The sequence below is a fragment of the Acinetobacter tianfuensis genome (assembly GCF_003611465.1).
GTDB classification, from domain to species: Bacteria; Pseudomonadota; Gammaproteobacteria; order Pseudomonadales; family Moraxellaceae; genus Acinetobacter; species Acinetobacter tianfuensis.
Genome location: NZ_RAXV01000026.1, coordinates 1 through 21,561, shown reverse-complemented (window position 1 = coordinate 21,561; position 21,561 = coordinate 1). Strand labels below are relative to the sequence as shown.

The window sequence follows — 21,561 nt, the reverse complement described above, 5'->3', positions numbered from 1 at the left end:
TGGGGAGTATATTTAATCTTAATGAAAAATGAATATGGCTTCAATTATACGTCATCACAGCCACCAGTTTGACCAAGGTAATCCATTGGCGCAAAAGCGCATTTTAATTGCCGTGATTTTAACGGCAGTAATGATGCTGCTAGAAATTGCCGGCGGTTGGTTTTTTAACTCTATGGCCTTGCTTGCCGATGGCTGGCATATGAGTTCCCATGTGCTGGCTTTGGGTTTAGCCTATATGGCTTACCGCGCTGCACGCCGTTATGCTCAAGATTTCCGTTTTAGCTTTGGTACATGGAAAATTGAAATTCTGGCCGGCTTCAGCAGTTCGGTTTTGCTGATGGCTGTTGCGGTGCTGATGGCGGTGCAATCTGTCATTCGTTTATTTAACCCAGTACACATTCATTACAGCGAAGCGATTCCGATTGCCATTTTAGGGTTGCTTATTAATCTTGCATGCGCTTGGCTGCTGCATGATGGTGATCATAGCCACCATCATCATGAGCATCATGGACATAGCGGTCATTCAGGTCATCACCAACATCATCATGATTTAAATCAGAAAGCTGCCTTTTTGCATGTGGTTGCAGATGCTGTCACTTCGGTTTTTGCCATTATTGCCCTGATTGCCGGAAAATATTGGGGCTGGGATTTCTTAGATGCCGTATTGGGGTTGGTGGGCGCTGTATTGGTTGCGCGCTGGGCTATGGGCCTCATGCAGGAAACAGGCAAAACACTGCTGGATGCAGAAATGGATCATCCTGTGGCAGAGGAAATTCGTGAGGTGATTGCCGGTTTGCCAGTGAAAGCGGATATTACAGACCTGCATGTATGGAAAGTTGCAAAAGCGAAGTTCTCTTGTATTTTGGCATTGGAAACAGCTGAGGCTCTTAATGCAGATATGGTGCGGCAGGCTTTATCTATACATGATGAAATTGTGCATATTTCAGTTGAAATTAATAGGCCTCAGGACGGTGATGTTCCACGTGAAACAAGATGATGCATTGCAATGTCTATGTAAACAACTGAAAAAAACTGCATGCAGAAGATAAATACAAAGTAGAATCATGCGACTAATATGGCGATGGTAATCATGATGATTAAAAAAATGTGTGCTTTGCTGTTGGCAGGATTGGTGCCGCAATGGGCCTTGGCAGATGCTGCTTCTGTTCAGCGTCAGCTGACACAAAAATATCCTGCTTTGCAGATTGAACATGTGCAAAGTACAGAGATGCCAGGGCTATACAGCGGTTTTGCTGGCGATACTGTGGTATATGTAAGTGAAAATGCTGAATATGTCATTGCCGGCAGCATGATCCGTTTAAAGGATCAGACTAATCTGACGAAGTCACTGATGCTGCGTCCTGGGCAAGTTGACTGGAAGGCATTGCCTTTGAAAGATGCCGTCAAAAGCGTAAGGGGGACTGGCAAGCGCCAGCTGGCGGTATTTTCTGACCCAAATTGCCCGTATTGCAAACAGCTGGAAGTAGAGCTGAATCAGTTAAAAGATGTCACGGTTTATACTTTCATTTTGCCGCTGAAACCGCAGTCAGTTGCTCCATCGAAGCAAGTGTTTTGTGAGTCAGATCCAGCTTTTGCTTGGGAAAATTTAATCAGCAAAGGCATCGAGCCTAAAACTAAAAAAGGCTGTGCAAATCCGATTGAACGCAATATGCTGCTGGCAAAATCATTGGGCTTAAATGGCACACCTGCGCTGATCTTTGAAGATGGCGCAAAAATGATGGGTGCCTACCCTGCCGCTGATATTGAAGAGCGTTTTAAAACGGTTGTGAAAAAATAAACAGCAGACAAAAAATACCCGTCATCGAACGGGTATTTTTTTAGAGGCTTATGCGCTGGATTTTTTAGTGATCATATTATAAATAAACAGAATAATCAGCGCGCCTATAACAGAGGCGATAAAGCCTGCAGCTGAGTTTTCACCATATAAGCCTAAGAGGCGTCCGCCGTATGTGGCGAGTAAAGAACCGGCAATACCTAATAAGGTTGTTACAATAAATCCAGCTTTGTCTTCACCGGGATGGATTGCTCGGGCGATCAGGCCCGCAATAAAACCAACTACAATCGCAACAATAAGTGACCACATATGTGTTCTCCTTTCTTATCATGTATTTGTTTTTACATCGTGTTCAATTCTATCTTGAGTGAGATCTGCTGCTTTAAAAAGCCGAATTCAGCTAAAAACTGTTGTGATTTTGTTCAGTGAAAATTTAAAAAACTAATCTAAGAAATAAAAAACGGCCTTCGGCCGTTTTTTAATGCATATCGAATCTTAAAGACCGATTTCACCAATAAATGGTATATGGCGGTATTTTTGATCATAGTCTAAGCCATAACCGACAATAAACTTATCTTCAACTTCAAAACCAAGGAATTTTACGTCAAGCTCAATTTCGCGGCGTGACGGTTTGCTGACTAGGGTGCAAAGTTCAATTGAGTTTGGTGCGCGTGTTTGCAAAATTTCAAGTACTTTGCTGAGTGTATTGCCAGAGTCAATAATATCTTCAACCACTAAAACATCTTTATCGCGGATTTCGCCATCAAGGTCTTTTAAAATTTTTACATCACGGCTTGATACCGTACCGCCGCCATAGCTGGATACGGTCATGAAATCTAATTCATGAGGTTTAGAGATTGTGCGGCATAAGTCCGCCATGAAAATTACAGAACCGCGCAGCAGGCCGATCAGCACCAATTCTTTATCGCTGTTGGCATAGTGTGCGTCAATTTTAGCGCCCAGCTCTTGCACTTTAGCTTGAATTTCTTCAGCGGAAATCATCACGCTCATTTGGACTGTCATGGGTAGATACCTAAAAGCAAAAATAAAAAAGGCGTTGACGAGCAACACCTAAAAAATATGCATTAATTTTAATACAAGTTCAGCGGCCTTGCATTAAATTTTCTGTTCAGAATGTAAGTGAGTCTGTGTTGTTCATCTTATTTACTATAAAAATCAATTGCTCAGGCAACAGTTTTTAGGTGCTGCTGCTTGAGCTGGCCATCTGAGGTTTAGGCTTTTGAACGTTGATATGCGCATTCACCATAGACATAGGCAGCTTGCACATTACGGTCATCGCCCATCATCATCAGGGCAAATACAGCATCCTCGATGCCTTTGGCGCGTGACTGACGCAGCGCTTGCAGCGCAGTTGGCTGCAGGTCTAAAACAATGAAGTCAGCTTCTTTGCCTATATTGAAGTTGCCAAGCTGATCTGCCAAATCCAGCGCTTTTGCACCGCCTAAGGTCGTATGATACAGCGCTTCAAATGCAGACAGTTTATCGCCCTGCAGCTGCTGTACTTTGTAGGCTTCCTGGATGGTTTGCAGCTGGCTGAAGGATGTTCCTGCGCCAATGTCTGTGCCCAAACCGACTTTCACTTGCGCTTCCCATGTTTTTTTCAGCGGAAATAAACCGCTGCCGAGGAACAGATTAGAGGTTGGACAAAAGGCAATGGCTGAATCGGTGTCATGCATGCATTGCCATTCGTCATCTTCTAAATGCACGCAATGAGCAAAGACAGAGCGTGATCCTGTCAGGCCGTAATGATGATAAACATCTAAATAGCCTTTTTGCTCTGGAAATAAAGCTTTAGCCCATGCAATTTCATTTTTATTTTCACTTAAGTGTGTATGCACATAGACATCTGGATATTCAGCTTTTAACTGCCCTGCCCGCGCTAATTGTTCAGGCGTTGATGTTGGGGCGAAGCGCGGCGTAACAGCATATAAATTGCGGCCCTTGCCATGCCATTTTTCAATCAGCTGTTTAGAGTCGGCATAAGCGCTTTCAGCAGTGTCGCAAAGATTTTCAGGCGCATGGCGGTCCATCATGACTTTGCCGGCAATCAGGCGCATTTGGCGCTTTTGTGCCGCTTGAAACAGGGCATCAACAGATTGCGGATGTACTGTGCAGAAAACTAAAGCCGTTGTGGTGCCGTTTTTCAGCAGTTCCTGCACAAAAAATTCGGCAATTTTTTCAGCATAGGCTGGATCGGAAAATTGCAGCTCTGTTGGGAAAGTATAAGTGTCCAGCCATTCCAGCAGCTGTTCGCCATAAGCGCCAATCATTTCCGTTTGCGGATAATGGATGTGAGTGTCGATAAAGCCCGGTATGATCAGCTGGTCTGGATAATGCTGTACTTGCACATCGGGCGGCAGATGCGCCTGCCCGTCCTGCCATGTGCCAAACCATTCGATCTTGCCGTTTAGGCAAATGAGTAAACCATCTTCTACATATCGCGCTTGGTCGTGAATTTCACATGCTTGGGCAACTGTATTTTCGATGTCTAAAAAGCGTCCGCGGATTGCGCTGCGTGCTGCTGTTTTTGACATAATCAAACCTACAATTTCTATTTTTTCGGTTGATTGTAGCCTACTTTGCTATAAAAAGCCGTTGCTGTATTTTGCGGTCGGGGCTCTAACATACCGAAAAGCGCGGCTTAAATAGCGAAGCATTGCTGAAAGTATGCGAAACAAAAGGCTGAATATGACTGAAACGCCAAGCTGGACTTATCTAGATCAATTGAAAAACATCGTGTATGCCCGTGATGATATGATGCAGATTCTGTGTCAGTTATTTCAAATTGCGCCAGATGCATATATTGCGGCAGGTCTCATCCGTAATCTGGTGTGGTCACAGCTGGATGGCCAGCCTTATGTTTTGGCGCAGACGGAAGCTGATGTGATTTATTTTGATGCTAAAGATGACGGCATCCGTCAGCGGGAAATACAAAGCCAGCTGCAGCAGCTCTTCCCTGAAATGACTTGGGATGTCGTCAATCAGGCGTATGTGCATCAATGGTACAGGACGGATACAGGCCAAATGATAGAACCGCTTTGCTCCGTTGAGCATGCGCTGTCTTTGTGGCCAGAAACAGCAACTGCTGTTGCGCTGCGTCTCAATGCGCAAAACAGCCTTGAATGTATCGCGCCGTTTGGGCTGCAGGATTTATTTGAGCTAAAGCTGCGATGGAATGCATCCTTGGTCAGTCATGCAGTTTTTGCACAGCGTATACAGTCAAAATGCTTTCGAGCCAAATGGCCCAAGCTGCAGCTGATTGATGCCTAAAAATATGACGTTTCTAAAGGTATTCAAAAAAGAACATTGCAGATGGACTTTAATTTTGACGCAAGAGTAAGTAAAGTGTGCGCAAATGAAGAATGTAGAGATCAATAAGAAATGTATTTTTGGAATACCAAAGCTTTAGCGCATGAACTTGCAGAAAATACCTTAGAGAAAAAGCATTATAAAAACTATTATTTAGTCACCGCGCTTTTGGTTTCTGCCGTTTATTACTATGGCATGTTTTCACCTTATTATGACACTCGCGTCATTGGCGCAGAAAGCCTTTTAACCCTGATTATTATGTTTGCCGGGATTCAAAGCGCATATAAAGCGAATGGCGGTGATGACGGAGAACACTTTATTAGCCGAATTACGGCGCTATCCTTTCCTATTTTGGTTCAAACGACTGTAGCTGGCATAATTTTTGGCTTGATTTTACTGGGCCTATATTTTGGCTTGAATTTGGATGGAACCGCTTTTGACTTATGGTATGAGTGGCTGATTTCGTTATTTACTTTGATTTTGCAGATTTTATTTTTTACCCGTTTAGTGTCATATATGAAACGCGTTGCAGCGCACACGATTTAAATATATAGCTGTAAAAAACGCGGAGCATGCTCCGCGTTTTTTTATGTTATCTGCTTTGATTTTGGCCTATTCCACAAAATAATGTGCGGCAAAATGCGCATCATTGCCGATCACATCAAACACATCTTCGCGGATGGATAATCCAGCGCACTCATCACCGACCATCCATAAACCTAAGGTTGGCAGCATGCCGTGATGCAGCGGTGTTTTCACCCATTTTTGCATGATATAACCGTATTTGTCGTAATCATCAAAATAAAAACTGCCAGAAGCTGCGCCTAAATCCAGATCGTTTTGCACAATATGAATATTGGCCCCTTCCCTTGCCAAAATCGGCTTTTTAACCCATTTTCCAGCATAATGCTGCGCTGGGTCATAAGGATGTGTTTCGAGCAATAGCGGATGGTTTGGATGGCGTTTCCAAAGTTCAACCAATAAGGCCTTATTCGAAAGGAGCATTTTCCAGCAGGGTTCTATCCACTGATGATGGGGCCGTAAATATTGTGAAAAATTCTCTTCCCAAATCCATTCCCACGGATAAAGTTTAAATAAATGGCGGATGGCCTGATTATTCAAATCAACAAAGTTTTGCCCATCCCAGCCAATATTTTCCATAGACAGTTCACTGACATTCAAATTGGCTTGAAAGGCAGTATCCATCAAATATTCAAGATTGCCCCAGTCTTCACGGCCAGCTTCTTGGCAGGCGGCAAAGTGGATTTTACTGCCAGCCGTAAATAAGCTTTTCCATCGTTTAATCAGTTTTTCATGAATGCTGTTGAATTGATCTCGGTGCGGAATGTCAGCGACTTGTTCAATCCAAAGCCATTGAGCAACGGAAGCTTCCAGCAGGCCTGTGGGGGTGTCTGCGTTATATTCCAGCATTTTTATATTTTGGCCGTCATAGGCAAAGTCAAAACGCCCATACAGCATTGGGCTTTTACTTTTCCATGATTGTTCAATCATGGCAATCGCGGCCTGCGGGATCTGAAAATAATGCGGGTAATTCCCGCGCTGAATCATATCCGCTGCAAGGTCTAAGCACATTGCATGCAATTCGTTTGATGCATCTTCGAGTGTTTCAATCTGCTTTAAGGTAAATTCGTAAGCAATGCCTTCAGACCAGTAAATAGATCCATCTGCAGAGGGCAAATTAAAATAATCAAAACCGATCGCTTGGTGTGTTTGCTGCCAATTCTGGCGCTCGGGCAATACAACTCTTTTCATGATTTAACCGCCAAATGAACCGCCGCCGCGGCCAAAACCGCCGCGTATAGGTGTCGACTTTGCCTGACTGTTAATACGCGTTGAAATAAGCGGCGCGCGAACTGAGCGGTTTCCATATGCTGTGATTTTACTGCCGCGGAAACGGACTTTACGGTTATTTGAATAATACTGCGGCCCGATATAGCGTATGCCGCCTGAGCTGGCTGTGCTGCCGGTGTAGCTGGATGATTCTGGTTCACACAGTTCGTAATTCCAATCTAAAGAACAGTCATATTGATTATCGTAAACGTCTTGTTGTAATGTTTTTTGACCGCCGCATGCTGTTAAAAGCATCGGAACAATGACCAATGTTAAATGCTTGGTTCTCATAAAGGACTAACCTGAATATGTACGGTTTGTTTGAAACTTTGAATAAAAAAAATGCATTTTTATTGGTTGCTTATCATATTTATAGTGCGTGCTAATGTACAGCGGCTGAATCAGTTTATTTGGACAAGTTTATGCGAGTTGTATGATGGCCATACAGTATTTTTTTCTTAGGCCTAGCTTGGTTTGAAACCAGCGGTATTATTGAAAAAAATAAAAAAGCCTTCCTGACGGAAGGCTTTTGATGAGCCTGCAAAATGTTAGATGGTTGTTTGGTTATATTTTTTGCTGTGGCGGATTGAAAGCCATGCCGTGATTGCTAAGGTGATGACGATAAAGCTCAATGAGATCCAGATTGGCATATGGAAGACATCCAGCATCAGCATTTTGAAACCGATAAAGACAAGGATTAAACCGAGGCCATATGGCAAATAATGCATTTTAGTGGCAGTGCCAGAGAGTAAGAAGAACATTGCGCGCAAGCCTAAAATCGCCATCAGGTTTGCAGTTAATACAATAAATGGATCTGAGGTTACGGCGAAAATAGCAGGGATAGAGTCAACGGCGAAAATCACGTCTGAAGCTTCTACTAAAATCAGCACTAAAAACAGCGGTGTTGCCCACAGTATGCCGTTTTGGCGGACAAAGAATTTATCGCCATGCATGTGCGGCGTGATACGCATGTGTTTGCGCAGCCACTTCAAAATCGCCATATCTTCAATGTTGGTGTCTTCTTCATCTTGGCCGCGCAGGAATTTATAGCCTGTATAGACTAAGAATGCGCCGAAGATATATAGAATCCAAGAGAATTCCTGTACGAACCATGCACCGATAAAAATAAAGATGGTGCGCAGGACAATTGCGCCCAATACGCCGTAGAGCAGCAGTTTACGCTGCAGCGCAGGCGGAATTGCAAAGGCTGCGAAAATCATTAGCCAGACAAAGACGTTGTCGACGGCGAGAGATTTTTCTAACAGATAGCCGGCGAAGTATTCCATCACTTTCGTGTTGGCAACACTGACGCCAGCAGTCTGCTGTAAATAGAGCCATAAGCCGCCGCCAAACAAGGCAGCCACTGAAACCCAGGCAATACTCCAATAAGCCGCCGTTTTAATTTTGACTTCTTGGCCTTGGTTGTTTTTAAAGCCTAAAAAGTCGATGAGCAGCATAACGGTGACTAAACCGAAAAATGCCAGATACAGCCATAAATTGCCGATCGTTTCCATGTGTGTTCTCCACATCTGACAATCGGCCATAAAAAAACCTTGACCAGCTGCCAGATGAATTAATACATCTGTAACAACATGATCAAGGTCTTGCCTACATCAGCCGAGGGCTAATGCTCAGATACCGACTTTTTGCAAAGTGTAATGACGATATTCTGACACGTCTTTTGCATACGCATCTGACGTTTGGAGGAGGCTACTCCCCTTGTTCAACTAAATTTTGTTTTGGAACGGGTCCAAATATGCGCCAAGCATGGCAGATTTTTAAACAATAAGCAATTTCAGCCTGATTATTTTTGTATAGTGCCTGTGCCCATAAAATCGCGGCGGGTGACTAAAACAGCTGCGAATATGGTGCCGAATACAGCCAGAATGCCGCCAGCGATGCCGATGCTGGATAATCCCAAATGCACCGATACAATGCCGCCCAGCAGCGCACCGCCGCCAATGCCGACATTGTAAAGACCTGAATAAATAGCCATTGCGACATCGGTTGCATCAGAAGCAAGGTTCAAGGTTTTGGCCTGCAGCGCTAAACTGAAGCCAATAATGCCAATACCCCAAAATAAGCTCAGGCAGCTGAAACTGATAAAACTGCTGGAAGCGGCAGACATCAAGAGCATCGCTAAGGCTAAAAAGGCAGTAAATAAAGGAATGGCCAATTTAGGAAAGCGGGCGCCGTATTTGCCAAACAGATATGAACCAATAAATCCTGCTCCGCCATAAATCAGCAGCAGCGCAGTTGTTTCAGCAGCGCTTAATTTTCCGATATTCAGCGCAAAAGGCTCAATGTAGCTATAAGCGGTAAATTGCGCCGTAATCACAATCACCGTAAGCGCAAAAACCATCATTAAGCTAGGACGCTGCGCAAAATCTTTGAGGCTTTTGATTGAGCCTGAATTTTGGCTTGGCAGTTTTGGCAAGGTTTTCGCTAAAGTCATACAGACCGCCAATGCTCCCAGCGCAATGAGCGCAAAGGTATTGCGCCAGCCATATGCTTCGCCAATCATACGGCCAAATGGAATACCCAGCACCATTGCCAATGCTGTGCCTGTCGCCAATAAGCCTAAGGCTTGAAACTCTTTGCCTTGAGGGGCGACCCGAACAGCTAAAGATGCGGTAATGGCCCAAAACAGAGCGTGTGAAAATGCAATACCGATACGGCTCAGCAGCAGGATATCAAAGCTCCATGCAAAATAGGACAGCACATGGCTGCTGATAAAGACTGTAAACAGCGCCATGAGTAAAAAACGCCGTTCAATATTTTTCGTCAGCAGCATAATGGGCAAGGAAATCGGCGCAACAACCCATGCATACAGTGTAATCATGATGCCGACATCTGTTGCGGCCATATTAAAGCTTTGACCGATGTCACTGAGCAGCGCAACGGGTATAAACTCTGTGGTATTGAAAATAAATGCGGCAAAGGCCAATGTGATGACACTGACCCACTGCTGCGCGCTTTTGGGGAGAGCTGAGCTGACAGGCATAATTTTGCAGTCAAATAAATGGCGTATTCTAGAATTATGGTGTTGAAATGTTAAGCGCCATTGAAAAAAAGCTGTAAATTTAATAAAAGATGACTGAAACAGAAAAAAATACAGGGCAGTAAATCAAGATGATCGTACAGCAAGAGCTTAATGGCAGTAAAGGCAGTTTTTATATAGAGCAGCAAGGTGAGCGCACTGCTGAAATGACCTACTCATGGGCAGGTACGGATAAATTTATTATTGACCACACACATGTCAGTGACACGCTGCGCGGTCAGGGCGTTGGCCGTCATTTAGTGGATGCTGCGGTCAGCTATGCCAGAGCACAGCAAGTCAAAATTATTCCGCTTTGCCCTTTTGCCAAATCGGTTTTTGATAAAGTGCCGGAAATTCGTGATGTCTTGGTATAAGTTTGAATGAGCGCAGCTGATTAAAAACGGGATCTGAAGATAGATACGGCCAGCAGCAGCGCAATCAGTAAAAGAAAGCCTATAGCGACTAAATATAAGTCCATTGTTTTCCCCTAAGCTTAAAATAAAAAAGCAAAAAATTGTTTAGTAAATCTAAGCAAAACAGTACTTTTTATATATCACTGAAATTGGGTATTTTGCGGATTAATTAACACTTTTGTGTGGTTATTGCTTTGGCATTAATGCTCAAAAATTGAGAAGGAACAAAATAATGCCGCTTCAGCATCAAGACAATGGTCAGCAAGGTGAATTTTTCAAGCTAGGTGAAAATGGGCAGCGAGTTGCAGAGATCAGCTATATCTGGAATGGGGATCAGCAAATTATTGCCAATCATACTTGGGTTGACCATTCGCTGCGCGGCCAAAGCATTGCGCGTGAAATGCTTGATGCGCTGATTGATTTTGCACGTGATCAGCAGTTAAAGATTGTACCTGCCTGTGCTTATGTTGAAGTGATGTTTAGGCGCGATAAAAGTTTACAGGATGTGATTGCGCCTGCTTTATCATTTTAAATAAAACGGCTATTTATATTGTTTGCTTATGTGACTGAAATAGCAGTTTATATAGGTGTTAAGAACCAGCCTAGCAAATAACCGTTAATCATGGCTTTATGAATGATCTCTTTTGAATGATCCAGCAGAAACTAAGCTGTATGAGGCATTCAGCCAGATAAGTTTTTGATGCATCTAAAATTTCAGGCAGCAGCCGAGACAGAATAAAGAAATTAAAAGATTCAGCCATTTATTTGCACTCAGATGATGTAGCGATAATCCATAAAACATAGCTGTACAGGCAAGCCAGTGCGAGCAGGAGTAATTTCAGCATGCAATAGCCTCCCATAATGAGAGTGCATGATTGAGTTTTAAGACTTTTCGTTGATTTAGATTAATTCGAAAGGTATACAAAAATAAGGCGTTTTTGAGAATGAAGAGTGTCTGAATAAGAAGTTTCTGATGCAAAAAATAATCAAAATTAAATCGAATAAAAGGACTTTTTTTATGATGCGCTTATGCTATGCCAGTATCCGCCAAGAACTTCACAATGATTTACTGCAAGATTTAAGTGATATTTTAGCCGCAGCCCGAAATTTTAATCAGCTCAACGGTATTCATGGTGTGCTGTATTATGCAGAAGACTATTTTTTTCAGTGTTTGGAAGGGGATGCAGAACTGTTAGAAAAGCTATATGCCAAAATTGAGCGTGATCCTCGGCATCATCAGCTGCTGCGTTTTGCTAATATCTGCATTGAGCAGCAGTATTTTAAACATTGGTCGATGAAATATGTGAATAGGCATAGCGCGGTGTCCAACTTATTTACAAAATTTGGCCTGAAATCATTTCTGCCGCATCAATTGACCGAAGATCAAATTCCCGTATTGTTAGAAATGCTGCATAAACTGGAAAATGATTCGCTGCGTAATCAAGCTGGTTATAAAAATAGAGGCTATCAGAATTTTTTTTGATTCACTGGATGCAAAAAAATAAAAAAGCCCGCTTTGCGGGCTTTTTTATTGACAGCATCAATTTAAGCATTTAATGCCTTAATCAACTTTTGGTGCAGGCTGCCAAAACCGCCATTCGACATAATGACAACAGCATCGCCCTCACCTGCTTCATCAACAACAGTTTGAATAATGTCATCCAATGAACGGGCAACAACTGCTTTATTTGTCGCAGCTTCAATAACAGGCTGCAAGTCCCAGTCTAAACCTTCAGGCTGATACCAAATCACTTCATCTGCCAAACGTGCAGAATATGCTAAACCGTCTTTATGGCTGCCCATGCGCATGGTATTTGAACGCGGTTCAATAATCGCCCATAGTTTACGTTCACCTAGGCGTTTGCGCGCGCCTTCCAGCGTGGTATCAATTGCAGTTGGATGATGGGCAAAGTCATCATAAACTTCAATGCCGCGTACAGTACCGAGCAATTCCATACGGCGCTTTACACCGCCAAAATTAGATAAGGCTTCACAAGCGGTTTCAATAGATACACCAACATGTTCAGCAGCAGCAATCGTTGCTAACGCATTGGCAACAGAATGCTGCCCTGTCATGTTCCATTGCACGATGCCTTTTACCACGCCGTGCTGCAGCACTTTAAAGTGAGAACCGTCAGCAGACAGCTGCTCTGCATACAGTTCAGATTTTGCATTGGCTTCTAAAGATGTGCGCACAACGGGTGTCCAGCAGCCCTGTTCCAATACCTCATCAATATTGGTTTCTGTAATTGGCGCAATGATACGGCCTTCGCTTGGAATAGTACGTACTAGATGATGGAACTGTTTTTGAATGGCCGCCAAATCATCAAAAATATCGGCATGGTCAAATTCAAGGTTATTTAAAATGGCTGTTTTCGGATGGTAATGCACAAACTTAGAGCGCTTATCGAAGAATGCAGAATCGTACTCATCTGCTTCTACACAGAAGTATTTTCCGCCGCCTAAACGCGCACTTTCTTTAAAGCCTAAAGGCACGCCGCCAATCAGGAAACCTGGTTCTAAGCCTGCTTGATCCAGTACCCATGCCAGCATGGTTGTGGTTGTGGTTTTGCCATGGGTGCCAGCAACGCCTAATACATGTTTGCCTTGCAGGACATGGTCTGCCAAGAACTGCGGGCCAGATATGTATGGTAGGCCTTCGTTCAGCATATATTCAATTGCATCAATGCCGCGTTTCATGGCATTGCCGACAATGACGAGGTCTGGATGCGGCTGCAAATGGCTGCGGTCATAGCCCTGCATCAGGGTAATGCCGGCATTTTCAAGCTGAGTGGACATCGGTGGATATACGTTTTGGTCTGAACCTGTCACCTTATGTCCCAGGTCGCGCGCCAGCAGCGCTAAAGAACCCATAAAGGTGCCGCAAATACCCAAAATATGCAGATGCATTTATTTCCACTCCACTGCTTTTATAGACACATCACTTTGTTATTGTGGTGCTGTCGTGATTGATTCGATGTGAAAGCAACCATAGCAAGGCGCTTGGCGAAAAGATAGTGATTCTTGTATCTAATCGTTTAATTATTCTGCGGCTTAAACGGCGGCTTTATTTGCTGAAAAAACCGTTTGAAAAGCGCAATATTTACTGATTTTTTTAGCAAAAAACGTACAATAAAATGCTTCTCAACTCGGTGGCCACGCTTCATGTCCCTGCCCTTAATTTTATTGATTATTGCCAACTGTTTTATGACGCTTGCATGGTATGGACACTTAAAATTTTTGCCGGGTGCGCCAATTTGGCAGGCTATTTTGTTCAGCTGGATTATTGCGCTGGTCGAATATAGTTTTATGATTCCTGCAACACGGTTATTGGCTGAGCGCGGCTGGTCCATGGGTGAAATGAAAATTACGCAGGAAGTTGTGACTCTGCTGGTCTTTGTCCCTTTTATGATTTTTCTCTTTAAACAGCCTTTTAAACTGGATTATTTGTGGGCTGGCTTATGTCTGTTCGGCTGCGTTTACTTTGTATTTAGAAGTCAATGATTTAAATCATAGGGCTACTGCCCTATTTTTATTTAAGTTTTACGATATAGAGCAAAAAAATAGGAAAAATCTGCGCTGAGTTTGACTGTTAAATTTTGGAGAGCTGTAAAATCAGTCTATAATATGGAGTTCTTATTAAAGCTTGGCTCTAGTCGAGATTTATCTCTCTTAATTATCTCTGGAAACATTGCAATGAATGCGGCCGCTTCACAAGACACTCCTCTCGTTGGAATTATCATGGGTTCTCAGTCTGACTGGGCAACTCTCGAACACACTGCCAATATGCTTAAGCAGCTTGGTGTCCCATTTGAAGCGGAAGTGGTTTCTGCGCACCGTACGCCAGACCGTCTTTTTGAATATGCAGAGCAAGCTCGTGACCGCGGCATTCAAGTGATTATTGCAGGCGCTGGCGGAGCTGCGCATTTGCCGGGCATGTGTGCAGCGAAGACTGACCTTCCTGTACTGGGTGTTCCTGTTAAATCATCTATTTTAAATGGTGTCGATTCATTGTTGTCTATCGTGCAAATGCCGGCAGGCATTGCAGTCGGCACATTGGCGATTGGCCCTGCAGGCGCAGCCAATGCAGCGATTATGGCCGCGCAAATTTTAGGTCTTACACGCCCTGAAATTGCTAAAAATGTTGCAGATTTCCGTGCGGCTCAAACTGAAAAAGTTTCGAGCAAAAACATTCCTGGTCAACCTTAATCCGCAAGCTTTATAAGGGTTATTATCATGGATAAAACCATCGGTATTTTTGGCGGCGGCCAGCTTGGCCGTATGATGGCGCAAGCTGCATTGCCGCTGAATATTCAATGTACTTTTTTTGAAGCCAGTACAGACTGTCCATCTGCTGCATTGGGCGCAGTGTATTCAACACAGGCAAACAATGGCTTAAATGATTTTATTGCCAGTGCAGATGTATTCAGCCTTGAGTTTGAAAATACGCCTTTGGCAGATGTTGATGTTTTAACGAAAAACAAAGACTTGCATCCGCCGCGTCAAGCGCTTGCGATCGCACAGCACCGCTTGTCTGAAAAAGCGCTGTTTGATGAATTGGCCATTCCTGTTGCGCCATATAAGACTGTAACGTCTTTAGCAAGCCTTCAAACTGCAGTCAGTGAGCTTGGCTTGCCGATCGTGCTGAAAACCTCACGCGGCGGTTATGACGGCAAAGGTCAATTTGTCTTGCGTACAGCAGATCAAATTGAACAGGCTTGGGCTGAGTTAGGCCCTGCGGGTGAACTGATTGCTGAAAGTTTTGTAACTTTCTCGCGTGAGGTTTCAATCATCGCGGTTCGCGGCCAAAATGGCGATGTTAGAACTTGGCCTTTGGCGGAAAACCATCACCATAACGGTATTTTGTCGCACTCTATTGTGCCTGCGCCCAACAGTGCAGACTTGCAGCCTATCGCGCAAGACTACATCACTCGCCTGCTGAATCATCTGAATTATGTAGGTGTATTGACGCTAGAGCTGTTTGTGACGGACAAAGGCTTATATGCCAATGAAATGGCGCCTCGCGTGCATAACTCTGGCCACTGGTCAATTGAAGGCGCTGTGTGTTCTCAGTTTGAAAATCACATCCGCGCAGTTGCTGGTTTGCCATTGGGTTCTACGGCTGTTGTCCGTCCAACGGTGATGGTGAACATTATCGGTCAGCATCCAAAATCTGCTGATGTTCTGGCTTTGGAAGGCGCGCATTTGCATCTTTATAATAAGTCAGAGCGTGAAGGCCGTAAAATTGGCCACATTACCTTGATGCCAAATGACAGCGCAGAATTGACAGTATTGTGCCGTAAGCTGGCGAAAATTTTACCGAATCCATTAGCGCTTAGCGAAGATATGACCATCTAAACCTTAAGTTGCTGTTAAAAAAAGCGATCACACCTGTGGTCGCTTTTTTTATGTAAACAGTTCGGGCATGATTGCGCCTCTTTTAAATCAGCAGCCATTAGTCGGCCTGATTAAAAAGTGTTTGCACATTTTATGCTCAGTTGTTTATATGTGCGGATGAGTAAAAAATCATCAAAATAATGGCGGATTTTATTCGAAGTGGTGCCTTTTGTGGATGCATTAAGGCTATTGCTGCTGATTGATCTAAAAAATTTCTTTGCTGAGCCGAGCGAAGTTTAAATTCAAAAGAATAAAAATGCATAAAATGCAAATTTGAATTCAAATATATTGAAATGAATTTGTTTTTGAATTTAAATTCAAAATTATGAATTTAAATCGAAAAGGTGGTTCCAGTGTGTTTTGAATTTAAAGTAGAGCGCTGGATGGTGTTTTAAATTTAAATGTTAATATATTGATAAAGCTCTTGAAAAAATCAAACTGTGGATAAGTATTTTTAAATTTAAAGCAAAATTGAATTCAAAATTACCTATTGAAATGAATTTGAATTTAAAAAATGATTTAAATTTAACCTTGTGGATATGTTTTTAAATTTAAAACTAAAAAGAGAAAATAAATTTAAATTATAAAATGAATTTAAAGTTACGTTTTGAGCCTTTCTATTTGTGAATGAGCTGGTATGGTAAAAACAGCACTTCACTAAGATTAAGAATATTATGCGCCGTATATTGTTTGCCTTTGCTACGCTGGGTCTTGCTTTGTCCCAAGCTTATGCTGAATTGATTATTAATGGCCAGCCAGTCCGTGTTGGCACAGAAATACGCCCTTCTGCTGGCTATCACGCGCCGCAAAATAATTTTCAAAGCTGTTTGGCAAATTTACGTCCGCAAGCGCTAAATGCGGGTGTCAGTATGTCCACCTATGACCGTTATACGCAAAATTTAACGCCGGATTATTCAGTCATTGAAAAACTGAATTATCAGCCTGAGTTTTCTACACCAATTTGGGATTATTTGTCCGGTTTGGTTGATGAAGAACGTGTACAGCTGGGACAGCAGAAATTGGCCCAGCACCGCGATGTACTGAATCGAGTGGCTGCTGCTTATGGTGTTCCAGCGGAAACTGTGGTGGCAGTTTGGGGGGTGGAAAGCAACTTTGGCGGTATTTCAGGTTCTTATCCTTTATTGCAGTCTTTGGGCACATTAAGCTGTGAAGGCCGCCGCCAAGGCTATTTCCGAGGGGAATTTTTTGCCGCAATGCGGATTTTACAGCGCAGTGATCTCAGTGAGTCTCAGCTGAAGGGTTCTTGGGCAGGCGCTTTTGGTCATACTCAATTTATGCCGTCTACCTATGAGGAGCTGGCAGTAGATTTTGATGGTGATGGCCGCCGTGATTTGGTATCAAGTACCACAGACGCTTTGGCGTCTACAGCGAATTTCCTCAAAAAGCGCGGTTGGCAAACTGGACAGCCTTGGGGGGTTGAAGTGCGGCTGCCTGCAGGCATGCAAATTGGCGGAGAAGGGCGGCGCAATAAAAAATCACTGGCTTATTGGGCTAGTCAAGGCGTGATGCGCGCAGACGGTTCACCTTTGGTGCAGGGTAATCTATTTGACAGTTCTCAGGCTGGTTTAATGTCTCCAGCAGGAGCGCAGGGTCCATCCTTTTTAGTCTTTAAAAATTTTGATGCTATATATAGTTATAATGCAGCGGAAAGCTATGCTTTGGCGATTGCGCATTTGTCTGACCGTTTGCAAGGTAAGGGGGGCTTTAGTACCGCTTGGCCAACAGATGATGCGGGTACGTCTCGTACAGAGCGCAGAGAGATTCAGCAGTATTTGCTGAATAAAGGTTATGACATTGGCGCTGTAGATGGCTTGATTGGCGACAAAACCCGCCAGGCAATTCGTCAGGAGCAGCTGAAGCTGGGTTTAAGTCCGACAGGCCGTGCAGGTCAGCAAATTTTAAAAGCTTTTCGCAATGAAAATGCGAAAACGATGATGAGGTAATACCGCGGAAAGTCCCTCTCCTTTTTAAAGAGAGGGCTAGGGAGAAGATTTATATGAAAAATTTCCCTTATCCTCTTGAGGAGCATGCTCCTCATCTTAGAAAGATGGGGATTTTCAGTATTCATCTTACTGCGAATGAATGATCATTTTTGACTTATGAGAGATATTTAATCTTTAGATTTTTATTCAAATAAAGAGCTGAGGTGATTAAACGGCGCTAATCGTGCCAAGTACACGATAGCCGGCAGCGCCAGTCACTGCCGGTAAATTGCCGCTGAGCTGGTCCATAAAGCGCATGGCGAGCCAAGCAAATGCTGCCGCCTCTACCCATGTCGGGCTAAGACCGATATCTGCGGTGCTTTGAACAGTCCATTCATGTTTGCGCAAACGCCAGCGTAATTGTTCTAAAAGATGTGAATTATAGGCGCCGCCGCCGCAAACATAGACTTCACCTGTTGGCATGCCTGAGCGGTAAATGGCTTTTTTAATGGCGCGGGTCGTGAGCTTCATCAGCGTTGCCTGAATATTTTCAGGTATATCTTCCAGTTCGTCATATTCTAAATCACTGCGCCAGTCTGCAATCTGTTCATCTAGCCATTCAAGATTGAAGTCTTCACGGCCTGTGCTTTTAGGCGGTTCTTTGGAGAAAAAATCATGAGATTGCAGGCGATCCAGCAGGCTGCGGATGGGGGTGCCATAAGCTGCCCAGTTGCCATTTTCATCATATGGCTGGCCTGTATAACGTTCGCACCAAGCATCCATCAAAATATTGGCAGGGCCTGTATCGAAACCATACACTTGTTCCGGCTGGCCTGCGGGCAATAAGCTGACGTTGGCAATGCCGCCTAAGTTTAAAATCACTCGGTGAATTGATTCGTGCTGGAAAACATCTTGGTGAAATGCAGGCACAAGCGGTGCGCCTTGACCGCCAGCTGCCATATCGCGGCGGCGGAAGTCTGAAATTACCGGAATTTGGGTGATTTCAGTAATAATATTCGGGTCGCCAATTTGCAGGGTAAAACCGTGTTCGGGGCGGTGGCGAATGGTTTGTCCATGAGAGCCAATCGCTTTAATTTGAGTTTTGTCTAAATGATTTTGTTCGATTAAACAATTAATGCCTTCACCAATCATTTTGGCAAGCGCGACATCGGCTTTGCCCATGCGGTCAATTTCATTGTCATCCGGCAGCGTCAGCGCCATCAGCTCATCGCGCAAGTCAGGATCAAATTCGAGAGTCAGCGTAGCATGCAGCTGCAGTGGATCAAAAGAAGCAGCAACAATATCGACACCATCCATGCTTGTGCCGGTCATTACCCCAATATAGATCGCTGTCATGATTATTCTTAAGCCTGCAATGTGCTGAAAAAGTGTTAGTATATCGCACAAATTGAATAACTGATGTATTTGGGTTTTGAGATGTCAAATTTCCTGCCGGCTGAAGAACAACTTGCCCTCATTCAACGAGGCACACATGAAATTATTTCTGAAGAAGATCTGCTGAAAAAATTAAAGGAAAACCGTCCTTTAAATATTAAAGCAGGTTTTGATCCTACAGCACCTGATTTACATTTGGGTCATACTGTGCTGATTAATAAGCTAAAAACCTTCCAAGATTTGGGTCATAACGTGACTTTCTTGATTGGTGATTACACAGCTATGATTGGTGATCCAACAGGTAAGAGCGCAACCCGTCCGCCATTATCACGCGAACAAGTTTTAGAAAATGCAAAAACATATCAAGAACAAGTATTTAAAATTCTTGATCCAAATAAAACGAAAGTACGTTTTAACTCTGAATGGTTTGCGTCAAAAACAGCAGCAGATTTAATTCAGTTGGCATCGCAGCAGACTGTGGCGCGTATGTTAGAGCGTGATGACTTTACCAAGCGTTATAATAATCAGCAGCCAATTGCAATTCATGAGTTTTTGTATCCATTGGTACAAGGTTATGACTCAATTGCGCTTGAGGCGGATGTTGAGCTTGGCGGTACAGACCAAACCTTTAACTTGTTAATGGGCCGCACACTGCAAGGCCGTTACGATCAAGAAGCGCAAGTATGTATTACGGTGCCAATTCTTGAAGGTTTGGATGGCGTGAATAAGATGTCTAAATCTTTAGGCAACTATATTGGTGTCTTTGATGCTCCAGGTGCGATGTATCAAAAAGTGCTTTCTATGCCAGATGCATTAATTGAACGTTATTTTGATCTTTTAAGCTTTAAGTCAATTGAAGAAATTCAAGTTTTGCTTAAAGAAATTGCGCAAGGCCGCAACCCGCAGGAAGTGAAAAAGATTCTTGCGCTTGAGTTGGTTGAGCGTTTCCATGGTGCGGAAGCAGCAGCCAGCGCACATAAAGGTGCAGGCAACCTGATTACTGAAGGCGAATTGCCGGAAGGTACGCCTGAAATCACTATTTCACGTGCTGAATTTGGCGGTGAATTGTTTATTGCTTCTATTTTACGTGCATCAGGCTTGGTTAAAAATGCAGCTCAAGCAAAAGATGCTGTTGCCCGCGGTGCGGTTAAAATTGACTGGAAGGAAGTGGATGCTTCTTTTTCTGTGAAAGAAAATGTCACTTTGATTGTTCAAGCCAGCAAAAAAGCGATTGCTAAAGTGATCTTTGTAGACTGATAGAATGGTTTAGATGATTTTAAGTCATTGAATTAAAAGCAGGCTTTGGCCTGCTTTTTTTATGGATATTTCATATTAATAATTTAAATAAGCAAATTCAAAAAAACCTTATAAAAACAACAGTTAATTTTTCCCATCAGTATTGCATTTTTTGAATCTTATGTTTAAGATTTATCCATCTAGAGATTTTGAAGCATATCTAGAGGGTGTTTAAAATAAAGTAACTTCACAATTGAAATCAGCCTCTTCCCCAAGAGACTATTTTTTAATTGATGTTAAAGATAACAATAATAACTACAGAATGGATCGAATTTAGATTCAACTCCAAGGAAGGGATTTTGGGAGAGATCTCTTCCTTTTTATTGCCTAAAAATTCATAACAGTGTTAAAGCGGTTGTTAATATTTTTACAATATGGTTTGTCCTTTTTATATTTCTTGGTACAGCGTGCTTTTATGTTGCAGATGATCACTTGATGCTAAAGCTGTATATTAAGGTTCTTTATAAGGGTAGTTGTTTAAAAAAATACAGCAGCATGCCATATAAATGCACAGAAACTGCAAATATAAGAAAGGGAGCGCTGCTTATTATGATCCTCAAAACAATGATGAGCGGATTGATAAAGTGCTGCGATTTCTCTTTGAGTCCCAGTCAATCAAATTAAAGCGGTAATTATTTCAAGAAGCGAATTCATTATTTACCAGTTTTGAGTGATTAGAGTTAGGCGTAATGTATTAGCTGTTCGCGTTCGTATCTGAGTATTTGTTTAGCTGGGTGTATTTTTTCTGCTGAAGGTTTTATGGGTAAATAGCAAACGGTTTTAGGGCTTATGGTGTATTTAGTAAAAGAGGCTGACATAGAGTGTTTAGCTGATAGTGTGCAATTCATCACAAATAGCTTTTTTTAAAGCGGGGCTTAAGTTTTATAAAAATATAGCCATGACCTTATGAAAATTTGTATTAATAGTTTTTATGCCTAAATATGCAGCAGAATGATTTTGCGTCCAAATGAAATTTAAAGACAAAAAATACCTATAAATGCATTTTTTTAACTTAAAATGCTTAAAAAATAGCTTAAAATTCAATTTTTTTACCATTTTTGTAGAAAAAAAATACATACGTGAAATATATCGTTAATTAGG

21 protein-coding genes are annotated in these 21,561 nt (G+C 42.9%); 12 read left to right on the top strand and 9 right to left on the bottom strand.

The annotated features are described in order from the left end of the window. Positions 1 to 28 precede the first annotated feature (28 nt). Together dmeF and D7V32_RS11845 are read left to right on the top strand one after the other, a co-directional pair. A complete protein-coding gene (dmeF, locus tag D7V32_RS11850; protein WP_120403067.1) occupies positions 29 to 997 on the top strand; it encodes a CDF family Co(II)/Ni(II) efflux transporter DmeF in 969 nt (322 codons plus the stop codon). Positions 998 to 1,093: 96 nt separating this feature from the next. After that, positions 1,094 to 1,798, top strand: a complete 705-nt coding sequence (locus D7V32_RS11845) for a DsbC family protein (protein ID WP_171407652.1) — start codon at positions 1,094 to 1,096, stop codon at positions 1,796 to 1,798. A 48-nt stretch (positions 1,799 to 1,846) separates the two neighbouring features. Here D7V32_RS11845 and D7V32_RS11840 read toward each other — a convergent pair whose 3' ends face one another. From D7V32_RS11840 to guaD, 3 genes are all read right to left on the bottom strand, one after another. Beyond that, on the bottom strand, positions 1,847 to 2,104 hold the full coding sequence (locus D7V32_RS11840; protein WP_120403066.1) for a GlsB/YeaQ/YmgE family stress response membrane protein: 258 nt from the start codon (positions 2,102 to 2,104) through the stop codon (positions 1,847 to 1,849). A 186-nt stretch (positions 2,105 to 2,290) separates the two neighbouring features. Further along, the gene (gene hpt / locus D7V32_RS11835; protein ID WP_120403065.1) at positions 2,291 to 2,818 is read right to left on the bottom strand and encodes a hypoxanthine phosphoribosyltransferase; all 528 of its coding nucleotides are present in this window, start codon (positions 2,816 to 2,818) and stop codon (positions 2,291 to 2,293) included. Between the two features lie 209 nt (positions 2,819 to 3,027). Further along, on the bottom strand, positions 3,028 to 4,350 hold the full coding sequence (gene guaD, locus D7V32_RS11830; protein WP_120403064.1) for a guanine deaminase: 1,323 nt from the start codon (positions 4,348 to 4,350) through the stop codon (positions 3,028 to 3,030). Between the two features lie 133 nt (positions 4,351 to 4,483). Between guaD and D7V32_RS11825 the strand changes: the two genes are divergently transcribed. Both D7V32_RS11825 and D7V32_RS11820 read left to right on the top strand, forming a co-directional pair. Beyond that, positions 4,484 to 5,086 carry a nucleotidyltransferase family protein gene (locus D7V32_RS11825; RefSeq protein WP_228200213.1) on the top strand — a complete coding sequence of 201 codons (603 nt, stop codon included), beginning with the start codon at positions 4,484 to 4,486 and terminating at the stop codon, positions 5,084 to 5,086. Positions 5,087 to 5,197: 111 nt separating this feature from the next. Beyond that, positions 5,198 to 5,671, top strand: a complete 474-nt coding sequence (locus tag D7V32_RS11820; RefSeq protein ID WP_120403062.1) for a hypothetical protein — start codon at positions 5,198 to 5,200, stop codon at positions 5,669 to 5,671. A 66-nt stretch (positions 5,672 to 5,737) separates the two neighbouring features. Here D7V32_RS11820 and D7V32_RS11815 read toward each other — a convergent pair whose 3' ends face one another. The 4 genes from D7V32_RS11815 to D7V32_RS11800 form a co-directional block, all read right to left on the bottom strand. After that, positions 5,738 to 6,898: a glutathionylspermidine synthase family protein gene (locus tag D7V32_RS11815; protein WP_120403061.1), complete on the bottom strand. Its 1,161-nt coding sequence runs from the start codon at positions 6,896 to 6,898 to the stop codon at positions 5,738 to 5,740. A 3-nt stretch (positions 6,899 to 6,901) separates the two neighbouring features. Then, complete coding sequence (locus D7V32_RS11810) at positions 6,902 to 7,267, bottom strand: hypothetical protein (protein WP_120403060.1); 366 nt, start codon at positions 7,265 to 7,267, stop codon at positions 6,902 to 6,904. Positions 7,268 to 7,524: 257 nt separating this feature from the next. Continuing rightward, positions 7,525 to 8,490 carry a TerC family protein gene (locus D7V32_RS11805; protein ID WP_120403059.1) on the bottom strand — a complete coding sequence of 322 codons (966 nt, stop codon included), beginning with the start codon at positions 8,488 to 8,490 and terminating at the stop codon, positions 7,525 to 7,527. Between the two features lie 290 nt (positions 8,491 to 8,780). Then, positions 8,781 to 9,980 (bottom strand): sugar transporter, encoded by a 1,200-nt coding sequence (locus D7V32_RS11800; protein WP_120403058.1) that lies wholly within the window; start codon positions 9,978 to 9,980, stop codon positions 8,781 to 8,783. 128 nt (positions 9,981 to 10,108) lie between these two features. Between D7V32_RS11800 and D7V32_RS11795 the strand changes: the two genes are divergently transcribed. From D7V32_RS11795 to D7V32_RS11785, 3 genes are all read left to right on the top strand, one after another. Continuing rightward, entirely contained in the window at positions 10,109 to 10,390 is a 282-nt protein-coding gene (locus tag D7V32_RS11795; RefSeq protein WP_120403057.1) for a GNAT family N-acetyltransferase, read from the top strand. A gap of 271 nt (positions 10,391 to 10,661) precedes the next feature. Next, on the top strand, positions 10,662 to 10,961 hold the full coding sequence (locus D7V32_RS11790; RefSeq protein WP_120403056.1) for a GNAT family N-acetyltransferase: 300 nt from the start codon (positions 10,662 to 10,664) through the stop codon (positions 10,959 to 10,961). A 486-nt stretch (positions 10,962 to 11,447) separates the two neighbouring features. Continuing rightward, complete coding sequence (locus tag D7V32_RS11785; RefSeq protein ID WP_120403055.1) at positions 11,448 to 11,912, top strand: BLUF domain-containing protein; 465 nt, start codon at positions 11,448 to 11,450, stop codon at positions 11,910 to 11,912. A gap of 62 nt (positions 11,913 to 11,974) precedes the next feature. Here D7V32_RS11785 and mpl read toward each other — a convergent pair whose 3' ends face one another. After that, positions 11,975 to 13,339 (bottom strand): UDP-N-acetylmuramate:L-alanyl-gamma-D-glutamyl-meso-diaminopimelate ligase, encoded by a 1,365-nt coding sequence (gene mpl, locus D7V32_RS11780; protein ID WP_120403054.1) that lies wholly within the window; start codon positions 13,337 to 13,339, stop codon positions 11,975 to 11,977. Positions 13,340 to 13,594: 255 nt separating this feature from the next. Between mpl and D7V32_RS11775 the strand changes: the two genes are divergently transcribed. From D7V32_RS11775 to D7V32_RS11760, 4 genes are all read left to right on the top strand, one after another. Continuing rightward, entirely contained in the window at positions 13,595 to 13,933 is a 339-nt protein-coding gene (locus D7V32_RS11775; protein WP_120403053.1) for a DMT family protein, read from the top strand. Positions 13,934 to 14,125: 192 nt separating this feature from the next. Further along, positions 14,126 to 14,638, top strand: a complete 513-nt coding sequence (purE, locus tag D7V32_RS11770) for a 5-(carboxyamino)imidazole ribonucleotide mutase (protein ID WP_120403052.1) — start codon at positions 14,126 to 14,128, stop codon at positions 14,636 to 14,638. A 27-nt stretch (positions 14,639 to 14,665) separates the two neighbouring features. Then, a complete protein-coding gene (locus D7V32_RS11765) occupies positions 14,666 to 15,787 on the top strand; it encodes a 5-(carboxyamino)imidazole ribonucleotide synthase (protein ID WP_120403051.1) in 1,122 nt (373 codons plus the stop codon). Between the two features lie 713 nt (positions 15,788 to 16,500). Further along, positions 16,501 to 17,790 (top strand): lytic murein transglycosylase, encoded by a 1,290-nt coding sequence (locus tag D7V32_RS11760; protein ID WP_120403050.1) that lies wholly within the window; start codon positions 16,501 to 16,503, stop codon positions 17,788 to 17,790. Between the two features lie 207 nt (positions 17,791 to 17,997). Here the strand turns inward: D7V32_RS11760 and D7V32_RS11755 are convergent, their stop codons facing one another. After that, the gene (locus D7V32_RS11755; protein WP_120403049.1) at positions 17,998 to 19,125 is read right to left on the bottom strand and encodes an anhydro-N-acetylmuramic acid kinase; all 1,128 of its coding nucleotides are present in this window, start codon (positions 19,123 to 19,125) and stop codon (positions 17,998 to 18,000) included. A gap of 63 nt (positions 19,126 to 19,188) precedes the next feature. On the opposite strand from D7V32_RS11755, the gene tyrS reads away from it, so the two are divergent. Next, a complete protein-coding gene (tyrS, locus tag D7V32_RS11750; protein ID WP_120403048.1) occupies positions 19,189 to 20,421 on the top strand; it encodes a tyrosine--tRNA ligase in 1,233 nt (410 codons plus the stop codon). Positions 20,422 to 21,561: the final 1,140 nt, after the last annotated feature.

Bases quoted from the DNA above. Each gene is read 5' to 3' on its own strand.
- D7V32_RS11775 (WP_120403053.1), top strand. From the start codon at position 13,595: ATGTCCCTGCCCTTAATTTTATTGATTATTGCCAACTGTTTTATGACG.
- D7V32_RS11845 (WP_171407652.1), top strand. From the start codon at position 1,094: ATGATTAAAAAAATGTGTGCTTTGCTGTTGGCAGGATTGGTGCCGCAA.
- D7V32_RS11810 (WP_120403060.1), bottom strand. From the start codon at position 7,267: ATGAGAACCAAGCATTTAACATTGGTCATTGTTCCGATGCTTTTAACA.
- D7V32_RS11825 (WP_228200213.1), top strand. From the start codon at position 4,484: ATGCGAAACAAAAGGCTGAATATGACTGAAACGCCAAGCTGGACTTAT.
- D7V32_RS11815 (WP_120403061.1), bottom strand. From the start codon at position 6,898: ATGAAAAGAGTTGTATTGCCCGAGCGCCAGAATTGGCAGCAAACACAC.
- D7V32_RS11800 (WP_120403058.1), bottom strand. From the start codon at position 9,980: ATGCCTGTCAGCTCAGCTCTCCCCAAAAGCGCGCAGCAGTGGGTCAGT.
- D7V32_RS11760 (WP_120403050.1), top strand. From the start codon at position 16,501: ATGCGCCGTATATTGTTTGCCTTTGCTACGCTGGGTCTTGCTTTGTCC.
- D7V32_RS11795 (WP_120403057.1), top strand. From the start codon at position 10,109: ATGATCGTACAGCAAGAGCTTAATGGCAGTAAAGGCAGTTTTTATATA.
- D7V32_RS11840 (WP_120403066.1), bottom strand. From the start codon at position 2,104: ATGTGGTCACTTATTGTTGCGATTGTAGTTGGTTTTATTGCGGGCCTG.
- D7V32_RS11755 (WP_120403049.1), bottom strand. From the start codon at position 19,125: ATGACAGCGATCTATATTGGGGTAATGACCGGCACAAGCATGGATGGT.
- D7V32_RS11765 (WP_120403051.1), top strand. From the start codon at position 14,666: ATGGATAAAACCATCGGTATTTTTGGCGGCGGCCAGCTTGGCCGTATG.
- D7V32_RS11785 (WP_120403055.1), top strand. From the start codon at position 11,448: ATGATGCGCTTATGCTATGCCAGTATCCGCCAAGAACTTCACAATGAT.
- D7V32_RS11820 (WP_120403062.1), top strand. From the start codon at position 5,198: ATGTATTTTTGGAATACCAAAGCTTTAGCGCATGAACTTGCAGAAAAT.
- hpt (WP_120403065.1), bottom strand. From the start codon at position 2,818: ATGACAGTCCAAATGAGCGTGATGATTTCCGCTGAAGAAATTCAAGCT.
- D7V32_RS11790 (WP_120403056.1), top strand. From the start codon at position 10,662: ATGCCGCTTCAGCATCAAGACAATGGTCAGCAAGGTGAATTTTTCAAG.
- guaD (WP_120403064.1), bottom strand. From the start codon at position 4,350: ATGTCAAAAACAGCAGCACGCAGCGCAATCCGCGGACGCTTTTTAGAC.
- tyrS (WP_120403048.1), top strand. From the start codon at position 19,189: ATGTATTTGGGTTTTGAGATGTCAAATTTCCTGCCGGCTGAAGAACAA.
- dmeF (WP_120403067.1), top strand. From the start codon at position 29: ATGAATATGGCTTCAATTATACGTCATCACAGCCACCAGTTTGACCAA.
- purE (WP_120403052.1), top strand. From the start codon at position 14,126: ATGAATGCGGCCGCTTCACAAGACACTCCTCTCGTTGGAATTATCATG.
- mpl (WP_120403054.1), bottom strand. From the start codon at position 13,339: ATGCATCTGCATATTTTGGGTATTTGCGGCACCTTTATGGGTTCTTTA.
- D7V32_RS11805 (WP_120403059.1), bottom strand. From the start codon at position 8,490: ATGGAAACGATCGGCAATTTATGGCTGTATCTGGCATTTTTCGGTTTA.